11 protein-coding genes are annotated in these 12,033 nt (G+C 61.5%); 5 read left to right on the top strand and 6 right to left on the bottom strand.

The genetic code is table 11. From position 1 onward, the window contains the following. Positions 1-251: 251 nt before the first annotated feature. Positions 252-1,781, top strand: a complete 1,530-nt coding sequence (locus L1073_RS00555) for a UxaA family hydrolase (protein WP_246896245.1) — start codon at positions 252-254, stop codon at positions 1,779-1,781. 71 nt (positions 1,782-1,852) lie between these two features. Next, positions 1,853-2,857 (top strand): GntR family transcriptional regulator, encoded by a 1,005-nt coding sequence (locus L1073_RS00550; protein ID WP_246896242.1) that lies wholly within the window; start codon positions 1,853-1,855, stop codon positions 2,855-2,857. Positions 2,858-2,939: 82 nt separating this feature from the next. Here the strand turns inward: L1073_RS00550 and L1073_RS00545 are convergent, their stop codons facing one another. From L1073_RS00545 to L1073_RS00520, 6 genes are all read right to left on the bottom strand, one after another. Beyond that, entirely contained in the window at positions 2,940-3,842 is a 903-nt protein-coding gene (locus L1073_RS00545; RefSeq protein WP_246896241.1) for an NAD(P)-dependent oxidoreductase, read from the bottom strand. Between the two features lie 30 nt (positions 3,843-3,872). After that, a complete protein-coding gene (locus L1073_RS00540) occupies positions 3,873-4,940 on the bottom strand; it encodes an Ldh family oxidoreductase (protein WP_246896239.1) in 1,068 nt (355 codons plus the stop codon). Beyond that, complete coding sequence (locus tag L1073_RS00535; protein ID WP_246896238.1) at positions 4,937-6,445, bottom strand: tripartite tricarboxylate transporter permease; 1,509 nt, start codon at positions 6,443-6,445, stop codon at positions 4,937-4,939. Before L1073_RS00535 ends, L1073_RS00540 begins: the two co-directional genes overlap by 4 nt. 7 nt (positions 6,446-6,452) lie before the next feature. Further along, entirely contained in the window at positions 6,453-6,920 is a 468-nt protein-coding gene (locus L1073_RS00530; protein ID WP_246896236.1) for a tripartite tricarboxylate transporter TctB family protein, read from the bottom strand. A gap of 13 nt (positions 6,921-6,933) precedes the next feature. Beyond that, on the bottom strand, positions 6,934-7,911 hold the full coding sequence (locus L1073_RS00525) for a tripartite tricarboxylate transporter substrate binding protein (RefSeq protein ID WP_246896235.1): 978 nt from the start codon (positions 7,909-7,911) through the stop codon (positions 6,934-6,936). Positions 7,912-8,083: 172 nt separating this feature from the next. Continuing rightward, positions 8,084-9,217 (bottom strand): iron-containing alcohol dehydrogenase, encoded by a 1,134-nt coding sequence (locus L1073_RS00520; protein ID WP_246896234.1) that lies wholly within the window; start codon positions 9,215-9,217, stop codon positions 8,084-8,086. Between the two features lie 162 nt (positions 9,218-9,379). Between L1073_RS00520 and L1073_RS00515 the strand changes: the two genes are divergently transcribed. The 3 genes from L1073_RS00515 to L1073_RS00505 all read left to right on the top strand — a co-directional run bounded on the left by L1073_RS00515 (position 9,380) and on the right by L1073_RS00505 (position 11,992). Then, positions 9,380-10,345, top strand: coding sequence for a LysR family transcriptional regulator (locus L1073_RS00515; protein WP_246896233.1), 966 nt, complete (start codon positions 9,380-9,382; stop codon positions 10,343-10,345). A gap of 96 nt (positions 10,346-10,441) precedes the next feature. Then, positions 10,442-10,915: a hypothetical protein gene (locus L1073_RS00510; RefSeq protein WP_246896232.1), complete on the top strand. Its 474-nt coding sequence runs from the start codon at positions 10,442-10,444 to the stop codon at positions 10,913-10,915. A gap of 75 nt (positions 10,916-10,990) precedes the next feature. After that, a complete protein-coding gene (locus L1073_RS00505) occupies positions 10,991-11,992 on the top strand; it encodes an NAD-dependent epimerase (protein ID WP_246896231.1) in 1,002 nt (333 codons plus the stop codon). Positions 11,993-12,033 lie beyond the last annotated feature (41 nt).

Raw genomic sequence — 12,033 nt, 5'->3', positions numbered from 1 at the left:
TAGCAATAACAGGCCAATCGCAATTTTATTGTGGTGATTTCTTTTGGTTATCGCGTTATGCGAGAGCTCGCGGGGTTGCTTCTGGTGCGTTAAGATATTAATTGAACATTGTGTGCAATATTCAATATTGTGACGTTAGTCTAATCGATGTTTTCCGAACGGCGTCTGAGAGTAAGTTTAAAGCCAATGTTGCGAAATCGATGCGTCCCTCCTCCGTGGCGGCGAGGCGTGTCCTTGTCAGCGAGGTCCTCATGCAGCTCATCAATACGACACCGCCGGTCATCCGACTCAACGCGGCCGATAACGTGGGCGTCGCCACGCGTGCCGTCCCGGAAGGTCTGCCGCTGGGGGTCGACGAGTGTGTGGCGCGTCACAATATAGATGCGGGGCACAAGGTGGCACTGGCAGCGCTCGCCGAGGGCGACAAGGTCATCAAGTACGGTCAGGTCATCGGTCAGGCGAGCCGCGCTATCGCTGTCGGCGAGCACGTGCATACCCACAATCTCGCCATGCTCGAGCGCGATACCTCGCTGGAGGGCTTCGAGCCTTTTCCGCGCACGCCGCTGAGCGATTCGGAGCGCACCTTCATGGGCTATCACCGTGCCAATGGGCAGGTCGGCACGCGCAACTACATCGGCATCCTGTCCACCGTGAACTGTTCGGCGACCGTGGCCAAGGTCGCCGCCGAACGGCTCAATGCGGAGGGAGAGATCGCGGCCTTGGGGTTCGATGGCGTGGTGCCGATCACTCACGGTTCGGGCTGCGCGATGAATACCGAGTCCGAGGGATTTGCCTTCCTCGAGCGCGTCATCGCGGGCTATGCGCGGCATCCCAACTTCGCGCATGTGGTGCTTATCGGGCTAGGTTGCGAAACCAACCAGGTCAAGCAACTCGTCGAGAAATCGGGGTTGGAGGAGGGGGCGCGTCTGGCCTACTTCAACATTCAGCAGGTCGGCGGTACGCGCGCGAGCATCCAGATGGCCTGCGACAAGGTGCTGGAGATGGCGCGTGGGCATGAGCTCGATGTGCGCCGCCCCGCGCCGCTCAAACACTTGAGTGTGGCGTTGCAATGCGGCGGTTCAGATGGTTATTCGGGGATCACCGCGAACCCGGCGCTGGGTCACGCCGCCGATTTGATCGTGCGTCACGGAGGCAGCGCGATCTTGAGCGAAACGCCGGAGATCTATGGCGCCGAGCATCTGCTGCTGGATCGCGCGGTGAATGTAGATGTCGCGCGTAAGCTGCTGGCACGCATCGCTTGGTGGAAGCATTACACCGAGATCAACGGTGCGGAACTCAACAACAATCCCTCGCCGGGCAACAAGGCCGGCGGACTTTCGACGATTCTGGAGAAGTCTCTGGGGGCGGTGGCCAAGGGCGGGGCGTCGAGCCTCAACGATGTGCTCGAGTACGCCGAACCGCTCAAGGTACCGGGCTTCAATTTCATGGACAGCCCCGGTTACGACCCGGTCTCGGTCACCGGACAGATCGCCTCGGGGGCGACCGTGGTGTGCTTCACCACCGGACGTGGCTCGGTCTCCGGCTTCAAGCCGGCGCCATGTCTCAAGCTGGCCACCAATACGCATATGTATGAGACCATGGATGAGGATATGGACCTCAACTGCGGATCGATCATTGACGGTGAAGTCTCGGTGGAGGAGATGGGCGAGGCGATCTTCGAACGGATCGTCGCCGTCGCGTCCGGCGACGCCAGTGCCAGCGAATCGCTGGGCTATGGCAGCAATGAATTCGTGCCCTGGATGGTCGGTGCGATCACTTGACGAACGCTGCGCTGCCATCACGTTCAACAGCGCTTGAAGCGCGTGTATCAATCGGGGAGTACGCCAACTGCATGGCCAGATCGTTGAAGGAGCAACTTTATCGGGTAGTTCGCCAGGCCATCGAGGATGGGCGTCTCGAGCCGGGTTTGGTGCTGCTGGAAGGGCATCTCGCCGAGCATTTCGCGATGAGTCGTTCGCCGGTACGCCAGACCCTGGCCCGTCTTCACGAGGAAGGGCGGATCTGTCGTTTCGAGGGACGCGGCTACCAGGTCGGCGCACAACCCGGCGACGCGGTGCGCCGTTCGTTGGGCAAGAGCGATTTTCGCACCTCGCGCATCGAACGCACGGATACTTGGCGCGCGCATGCCGAAAGCGTGGAGCGCGACGTGGTGCTGTGCTCGATGAAAGGACGCTTCGAGCTCAACGAACTGCAACTGGCGCGCTCGTTGTCGGTGAGCCGGACCCTGACGCATCGCATCCTGCTCTATCTGCAGAGCATCGGGGTGGTGGAAAAGGTCAAGTACAGCAGTTGGACGGTGGTGCCGCTGGACGACACGCGCCTGCACGATCTTTACCAGGCACGCCGTCAGTTGGAGCCGTTCATGATGACCCGTGCCGCCGAGACGTTGAGCGACGCGGACATACAGCGTTATCTGACGCGTCTGGACGATGCCGCGCGCGATTATCCCCGGGTGCCCAGCGCGTTGCTCGATGCCCTCGAGAACGACCTTCACCATGAGGTGCTGATGCGTGGCAACAACGCCGAAATCATGAGCATGTTGCGGCGCACGCGGCCGATTCTCTTGATCAGCAAGCATTTGCTGGGCTCGTCGATCGAGCTGCCCAGCGTAGCGCCATTCTTTGACGAGCACCGGCAGGTGTTCGAAAAGGCCCGTGACCGTCACGGCGAAGCGGCGGGGCGTGCCCTCGAAGAACATCTGGCGCGTTCCGAATCCCAGGTGCAGGCGCGTCTGGCCGATTTTCGCGATGCGGGCAAGATCGCGGTGCCGGAGTACCTGCGCGAGGTCGCGTCTTCCTCACGACACCGGGAGCAGGTTTCCGCAAGAGCGCTATAAACCCTTCCCTGGGCGCTACTTTCGACATCCTGTCGAAAGACCCTTGCTTCAACCTGCCCTCGGCGTGAGGGCTCAGTGCCGATTAGCGCGGATTTTCGCCGTTGCGCCGACGCAGCTCGCGGATCAGGGCGCTGTGGTCCAGCTCGCCGTCGCCGTGCGCGACCATATCCCCGAACAAGCCATCCACCAGGCGCGATACCGGCAGTTCCAGCGATAATTCATCCGCGAGCGCTTGGGCGGTTTGCGTGTCCTTCCATTGCCATTTGGCGGGCCCGCCAGGGCGAAAGTCTTCCTCGAGCATGCGTTTGCCATGCACCTGCAGGATCGTCGAGTCGGCGAAGCCGCCCAGCAAGGCCTCGCGTACCTTGGCGGGATCGGCGCCGCCGCGTTCGGCGAGCAGCAGCGCCTCGGCCACCGTGGCGATGGTGTTGGCGACGATGGTCTGATTGGCCAGCTTGGCGAGTTGGCCGCTACCGGCGGGGCCGACATGCACGTCGCGCCCGAGCGGCGCGAACAGCGCCCGCGCTTGCGTGTAGGTGGCCGGATCGCCGCCGACCATGATCGCCAGTGTGCCGTCGATGGCACCGAGTTCGCCGCCTGACACTGGCGCGTCCAGATAGCCGACGCCCACTGCCTCGGCGGCTTGGGCCTGGCCCCTGGCGGTCTCCACTGGGATCGAACTCATCACCACCAGAATCGCGCCGGGCGTCATGCTGGAGATCACGCTGCCGGCGCCCAGCAGGATGTCATCGCATACCGGTCCCGAGCTGAGCATCACCATGACGAGGTCGGCGTCGGTGGCGGCGTCGTTCGCCGAATGGGCGATGTCGATGCCGTGCTCGCGCAGTGTCTCTGTCTTGTCGGGCGTGCGATTCCAGGCGCGGACTCGATGGCCCGCCTCGGCGAGACGGCGGGCCATCGGTGCGCCCATGAGCCCCGTGCCGATGACGCCGATGGTCTGAGTGTCGTATTGGCCTTGCGTCATGTCATTTCTCCGCTCACGTGTCATTTCCGCTCACAGGCCTAATGAACGGCTCAATGATCCGTCTGCCAGTGTCGAGTCGGCGACGGCCTGGCGCAGCGCGTCGACGACATCATCGGGTAGTGGGATTCCCTCGCGTAGATACCGCTGACGTTTGGCAAGGCCGGACTGGCCGGGTAGGCGTACCGCGATATCCGGATCGGCACGCTCGGATTCGAGACAGTGTTGGGAGAGAAAGTCGGTTTCTTCGACGAAGGCATCGGTACCGCCGAAACGTGCCGGATCGATGACCATTACGGTGGTCGAGGCGCCCCATTGGGTGGGAGTGTCCTTGCGGCCGAAACCGCCGAGGGCCGAGGTCAGTGCCTCGATCATCAGCCCCAGAGCGAATCCCTTGTGGCCGAAGGCCTGGCCGCCGAGTGGCAGAATGCTGCCGGGCGGGGTGGTGAAGAAGTCCTCGGGGTCGTCGCTGGCGGTACCGCGATGCGTCAATATCGCCGGATGCATGAGCTTACCGCCCTCGGCACGGGTCTTGTTGACGGTACCGTTGGTGATGCTCGACATGCTGACGTCGATCAGCATGGGGTTGTCGCGACCCGGGAGACCGATGGCCAGCGGGTTCGGTGTATATACGGGGGTAACGCCGCCGTAGGGTGCGACCGAGGCCACGGACGGGTCCGAACTCAGCACGATGGGCACCAGGTTACGCTCGACGAGGGGGCGCAGATAGGCTGCCAGGCAGGCGATGTGATGGGAGCGCTTGAGCGTGACGATGCCGATGCCGAATCCTTCGGCGGCTTGTCGTGCATGTTCCAGCGCGCGCCTGACCAGGTACGGCCCCAACACATAATGTCCGTCGATCACGACGGCCACGGGGCTGCTTTCCGTCATCTCGAGCGTGTCGGGGTCGCCACTGGCTTTACCGGCCTTGAGGTCCTTGAGATAGCCATTTGCGAGCTTGATGCCATGCGTGTGGTGACCGAGAAGATCGCCCTCGACCAGTACGTCGGCGGTGGTGTCGGCGACCTCCCGATGGGCGCCGGCTTCCTCGAAGAGGGCCGTCAAGAGCTCATGAAGTTGTGCAGGGGAGTAGGTAGTCATGGCGTCCTCGGGGATTGGGGAGCGCCGCGATAACGGCGATAGAGGCGAATGAACAGCGGCAGAAACCAGATCAGGATGACCATGGCGCCCAGGCCTGCGCTGATTGGACGCGAGAAGAAGCTGAGCAGATCGCCATTGCTCTTGAGCATCGAACTCATGAAGTTGTTTTCCAGCGTGCCGCCAAGTACCAGGCCCAGAATGGCCGGTGCCATGGGGAAGTCGTTGCGTGCCAGGATGAACGCCACCAGCCCGATGATCAGCATGATCCACACATCGGTGATGGCATTGTTGATGGCGAAGGCACCGATGATGCAAAAGCACAGGATAATCGGCATCAATATCTTGCGCGGCGTCAGGATGAAGACCTTGGCCGAGCGAATGGCGATATAGCCGATGGGCAACATGACCAGGTTGGCGATGAAGAATACCGTGAACAGGGCGTAGACCAGACCGCCGCCCTCCATGAAGATGGTGGGGCCAGGGTTCATGCCTTTCATGTACAGCACACCGATGACGATGGCGGTGATCGAGTCGCCGGGAATGCCGAAGACCAGCGCCGGTACCCAAGCGCCGCTGATACCCGAGTTGTTGGCCGAGCTGGCATCGACGATGCCCTCGATGTGGCCGGTACCGTAGGCGTCCCGGTTTTTCGAACGGCTTTTGCCCATGGCGTAGGAGATCCATGCCGCGATGTCTGCGCCCGCGCCGGGCAGGGCGCCGATCAGCGTGCCGGTCGAACTGCCCCGCAACAGGTTGCGCCAATAGCGTCCGATATGTTGAGGAACGCTGCTGAAGACTTTGTCCTTGTGCACGGCGGGGATGTTGCGGTTTTCATTGCTGGAACCGTAGAAACTCATCAGCTCATTGAGCGCGAACATGCCGATCATCACAGGTATGAAGTTGATGCCTGCCATCAAATCCGGGATGCCGAAGGTAAAACGCGGGGCGCCGCTCATCATGTCGAGGCCGACGGTGGAAAGCAGCAAGCCCACCAGCAAGGACAGGAAGGCCTTCGTCTTGGAACCGATGGAGATGAAGATCGAGCAGCTCAGACCCAGCAAGGCCAGCCAGAAATACTCGAACGAACTGAACTTGAGCGCGACCTCGGCGAGCGAAGGCGACACGAAGACCAGCACCAGGGTGCCGAACAATCCACCTAAGACCGAGCATACAAGGTTGGTACCCAGCGTTTCCCGCGCGCGTCCTTGACGTGCCAGTTGATGGGACTCGCCGACATAGGCGGCTGAGGCGGGCGTACCGGGGATATTGAGATAGGTGCCGGGAATGTCGCCGGCGAAGATCGCCATCGCCGATGTGGTCACGATGGCTGCGATGGCGGGCGTTGACTCCATGTAAAAGGTGATGGGAACCAGTAGTGCGACGGCCATGGTGGCGGTCAGTCCGGGCACGGCGCCCACGAATACGCCGAAAATGGCCGCGGCGGCGATCACCAGTAATGTCTGGAAATTGAAGACCAGCGCCAAGCCTTGCAGGAATGCATCCATGGCTTACTTACCCCCAGACGCCCAATAGTCCCTCGGGGAGGGGAATGAGCAAGTAACGTGAAAACACCAGGTCGATGACCAGTGCTGCGACGATGGATATCCCGAACGCGAGAAGAGGAGAGGTGCGCCGTGCAAGCATCAATACGAACATGATCGATGCCAGACACAGCATGGCCCCCAGCCACTCACTTGCCAGGATGTAAAAAACGATGGCCAGGGCGGGAAGCAGGGAAAGCAACGTGTCGCGCAGTTGCTCACGTTTCATGCGCCAGGTCATGCCGTTTCCGATGCCCTTGAGTGCCCTGACATGTCCGATCGCGAGTATCAGGCCGCCGATCATGCACCCTCCCCCGATGAGGGAGGGAAACAATGAAGGCCCGTACTGCAGGCTCGGCATGGTGGGGAACCCTTGGGCCACGACATAGACGATGGCGCCCGCCACTAGGAACGCGAGGCCAACCAGGAAGTCTCTCATCGTGGCCTCCGGGTTATTTGGCTAGGCCGACTTGTTCGACGATCTTGCCGAAGCGTTCGTCCATATCCGCCATCAATTGACCGAAGTCATCGGCATTGCGCCATTCGGTGCCGAAGCCTTGCTTGGCCATGAAGTTTTGATAGGTATCGCTGTTGTAGGCGGCTTCGAGTGCGTCTTCCAGCGTCGCGACGATCTCGGGATCCATACCCTTGGGACCTGCGATGCCACGCCATTCGCCGATCTGATAGTCGCTGCCGATGGCTTCTTGCACAGTGGGGACATCGGGGAAACTATCCAGGCGTTCGGGGGCCATGATCCCCAAGCTGTTGGCACGTCCGGCTTCTATCATCGAACGGCCTTCTGGCACTGAGCTGGGGACGATGTCGATGCCGCCGGCGGCGAGTTCGGTCATCGCGGGCGCCGCGCCTTGGCTGGGAATCCAGGTGACGCGGTCGGGTTCCATGCCTTGGTCCATCAAGAAGCCGGCGAATGCCAGGTGCCAGACGCCCCCTTGGCCGGTACCGGAGGCGGTGTAAGTACCCTTGGGTTGTTCGCCCACGGTTTTAACCAGGTCTTCGAGGTCATCGAAGGGACCGTCGGCGGCCACTTGAACGCCCGCGTAGTCGTAGTTGATCTGCGCGATGGGAGTGTAGTCGCGGTAGGTCAGATCGGTGAGGCCTTGCCAATGCATCATATTGATCTCGCCCGTCACCAACCCGAGCGTGTAACCGTCGGGATTGGCGCGGGCGATGGCGCTGTGGCCTACCACGCCGCTCCCGCCGGTACGGTTGACGACGTTGACCGTTGCGCCGAGCTCTTCTTCCAGCGCCTTGCCGATGGTGCGCGCGGTGGCGTCGGTACCGCCGCCAGCGGCCCACGGCACGATGATGGTGATGGGTTTTTCGGGGTAGTCGGCGAGGGCCGGGCCGGCGATGGCGGTGAGCAACACAGCGATGCTGGCGAGTCCGGCTTTATTGTGCAGTTTGAGCATGATCGATCCTTGTTATTGGCGTGTCATGACGTGTTGTCGTGTACGGGATGCGTCTTTCACGTTAGTCCTTAATGAACATTGCGCGCAATATTCATTTGTCTAGACTTTAGTCTAGAGAGTGAGTTAAATCTCCTATTTATTCAGTTAGTTAAAAGATTTTCTAAAGCGATCTTCATAGCGCCTCCAAGAGCATGCGCTGAAAATCGTCGTGCGACGGGGGGCGCGGGTTAGTGGCGGTGGAATGGTCCTCCAGTGCCCATTGGGCGACCGGTGCCAGACGTTCCCGCGTGACGCCCATATCGCTCAGGCGCATGGGCAAGCCCAGGTCGATGTTGAGTTGAGTGAAGGCGTCGGCGACATCCGTACCGGGGGCCAGCCCCATCGAGTCGCGAAGCCGGGCGAACTTGTCGCCGCAATGATCCTGGTTGAAGCGCAGCACGATGGGCATCAGCAAGGCATTGAGCGTGCCATGATGAAGCTTGAGATCGTGAAAGCCGCCCAGTGCGTGGGAAAGAGAGTGCACTGCACCGAGCCCTTTCTGGAACGCCAAGGCACCTTGCGTAGCGGCCATCAACATCTCTCGGCGTGCTTCCAGGTTGCTGCCGTCGCTGACGGCAGTGCGGATATGCCGCGTGGCGCGTTGCAATCCATCCAGGGCGATAGCGTCGGCGGGCGGATTGAAGCGCGGACTGAGAAACGTCTCGACGCAATGCGCGATGGCGTCCATGCCGGTGGCGGCGGTCAAGTGCGGCGGCAACGATAGCGTCAGCAGTGGATCGCAGATCGCCACGTCGGGGATCAGGTGCGGCGAAAGAAAGCCGAGCTTGCGTTCGTCGCGCATGCTGATCAGGGCGGCGCGTCCGACCTCGCTGCCCGTGCCTGCGGTGGTGGGGATGGCCACCAACGGCAATATCTGGCTGCCGATGCGGGCCGCGCCGCCATCGATTACCGCATATTGCCGCAGCGGCGCCGGATGGCTGGCCAGCAGGGCGACGCCTTTGGCCAGGTCGATGCTCGATCCGCCGCCCAGCGCGACGATGCCATCGCAGTCATGCTCGCGGTAATACGCCACGGCCTCCTCGATGGCGATTTCGGTGGGATTGGCCGGCGTGCCGTCGTAGACCGGGGCCGGGCGTGTACCGCCGATGGCCTCTTGAACGCGCGTGACCAGGCCGCTGGCAGTGAGCCCGGCGTCGGTGACGATCAAGGGCGTGGTGACACCGAGCTGGGCCAATTCGTCGGCCAGGTCCTCCAGGGCATCGTCGCCGAAGCGTATCCTGGTGAGGTAGTTGATGATCGCACTCATACCGCTCTCCCTGTGTGCCTTGGCGACCAAGACAGTGTTTGTTCTTCACAGTGGTGCAACGCGTGATGTTGTCTTATCGCTCAGGCTATGGCCGCATTGAAATCACAATCCAATCGAAGTTTATGGCATTGTGATTCGTTCCGGTTATCAGGAAGGGCAATCATGACGGCGGACAAGCTTTCACATACACATCTTTGTGCCTGGTTGCGTTTCAAGCATTTGATGTTGCTGACTACTTTGGCCGAGAGTCGCAATATGCATGCCACGGCGCGGACCATGCATTTGAGTCAGCCGGCGGCGAGCAAGATGCTGCGTGATTTGGAGGCGTACTTCGGTTTCGCGCTTTTCGAGCGTTTGCCGCGGGCCATGCAGCCCACTGAGCTGGGCGAGCAGGTCATTCGCCATGCGTGGATCCTGCTCAACGACATGGAACGCCTGGTGGATGACATCAATGACCTGCGTGAAGGGGGCTATGGTCAGCTGCTGATCGGTGCTATCGCCGCTGCCGCACCGGAGATCCTGCCGGCGGCCATCGCGCGTCTCAAACGTGATCGGCCGCGTCTTTCGGTAAGTCTGCAGGAGCAGACCAGCGACCGCCTGCTGCGCGAACTGGAGCACAAGCGCCTGGATGTGGTCATCGGGCGTTTGACGCATGTCAGCCAGCACAACGTGTTCGACTTCGAGCCGCTATTGGACGAGCCGCTGCGGGTCGTGGTGCGCCGCGAGCACCCGTTGACGCGCCTTGACGACACGCCGGAACTGGACGAACTGAGCCAATGGCCGTGGATACTGCATCCGCTGTCGAGCCCCATGCGTGGCGTATTCGAGTCGGCCCTGGCGGAAGAGGGTATCGTTACGCCTGCCAATGTGGTCGAGACCACCTCGATTCAGGCGACCCTGCAATTGCTGCAGTCCTCGGACATGCTGGCGGTATTGCCGCGCTCGGTCATGCGGCGGCCGCTGGCGGGCGGGCAATACGTCGTGCTCGAACGTGTGATCGGCAAGCCGCTGGACTACTACGGCATCATCACGCGCCGTCAGGAGCCGCACTCCGCCGCCGCCGATGAGCTGATCGCGCATCTGCGACAGTTGGCCAGCGAAGCTCAGGGGGTGGAGCTCGATAACTGAATGCAGGCGTGTTACCAGACGCTCGAGTGAGCCTGAACCACGGGGCTATCGCTGGTATCCTTGGCGTTATTCTTCTTCGAAAGACAACGGGATTCCATGGCCTCGCTCTCCTTGTTCCTTTCCATATTGATTTCTGCGGTGGCGCTGACAGCCGCCTTTACCATGCTGATTTATCGCTGGATGGGGCGGCGTGCATCGTCTTCCGACAAGCCACAGGGCAAGTCACGCAGCAAGTCACATAGCAAGAGCGCACCCAAGCGTGCCAATGCCGCTTCGCGCAAAGGTGCCTCGCGGGCCGGTGCGAAAACGCAGAAGCAGCCGGCTTCCCGTCCTCAGTTGTCGTTCCCACGCTTGCCGACATGGCTGCGTGCCAGCCTGCCATTGGGAATGATGCTGACGCTGATTGCGGCCGTGGGCCAACTGGCCCTGCAGGGCATGCACAATGCGCATCAGGTGGTTGCCAACGATCCGCGCTTGTTGTCGCTGGAAAACGTGCTCGACGGTCTTTCGTTGCTCGCCCTGGTGCTCTTGTTCGTGGGTATTCTCGCCTGGCTTGCGCCTCGTCAATGAAGTGCGTTGCATGGATCGGCCCGTCCCCAGCGCCATGCTATAGTGCGCGCCATCACAGGAGAGACCGGTAACCCCATGAATATTCTGATTACGGGCATGGCCGGGTTCATCGGTCATGCCGTGGCCAAGCGCTTGGCGACCGATGGCCACACTATCGTCGGCATCGATAATCTCAACGATTACTACGACGTGGCGCTCAAGCAGGCGCGCCTCGACGATCTGGCTGCATTGCCCAATGTGCGCTTCGCGCGCATCGATCTCGCCGATCAGGCGGCCATGCAAGCGTTGTTCGCCGGCGAGCGCTTCGACCGCGTCATCCACCTCGCCGCGCAGGCCGGGGTGCGCTATTCGCTGGATAACCCGCATGTCTACGCGCAGTCCAATCTCGTCGGTCATCTCAATGTGCTGGAAGGCTGTCGCCAGCAGCAGGTGCCGCACCTGGTCTATGCCTCATCGAGCTCGGTATACGGTCAGAATGCGCATGTACCGTTCTCGACCGCCGATGCCGTGGATCATCCCATCAGCCTCTACGCCGCGACCAAGAAGTCCAACGAGCTGATGACGCATAGCTACGCGCACTTGTATGGGATCCCCACCACGGGGCTGCGCTTCTTCACCGTCTATGGCCCGTGGGGACGCCCGGACATGGCGATGTTCAAGTTCACCCGGGCGATCCTCGCCGGCGAGCCGCTGCCGATCTTCAATCACGGCGAGCTGTCGCGGGACTTCACCTATATCGACGATATCGTCGAGGGCGTGGTGCGTATCCAGGATGTGATTCCCCAGGGCGATCCCCAGCGGCAAGCGACGGCGCCGGATCAAAGCACCGCGCCGTTCGCCCTCTACAATATCGGCCACGGCAGCCCCGTGGCATTGATGGATTTCGTGCGCGCCCTGGAGCGCGTGACCGGGCGCACCGCGCAATGCGATTATCAGCCCATGCAGCCGGGCGATGTGCCGCGTACCTGGGCCGATACCGAGGCGCTTTTCGAGGCGGTCGGTTACCGCCCGTCGGTTGGTGTCGAGGAAGGCGTGGCCCGCTTCGTCGACTGGTATCGCACGTTCTATCAAGTTTGATACTCGCTCGGGTTTGACGCCCACGTTTTTTTGACGACATG

The sequence above is a fragment of the Chromohalobacter nigrandesensis genome (assembly GCF_023061285.1).
GTDB lineage: Bacteria > Pseudomonadota > Gammaproteobacteria > Pseudomonadales > Halomonadaceae > Chromohalobacter > Chromohalobacter nigrandesensis.
This window is presented reverse-complemented; position numbering and strand designations above follow the sequence as displayed.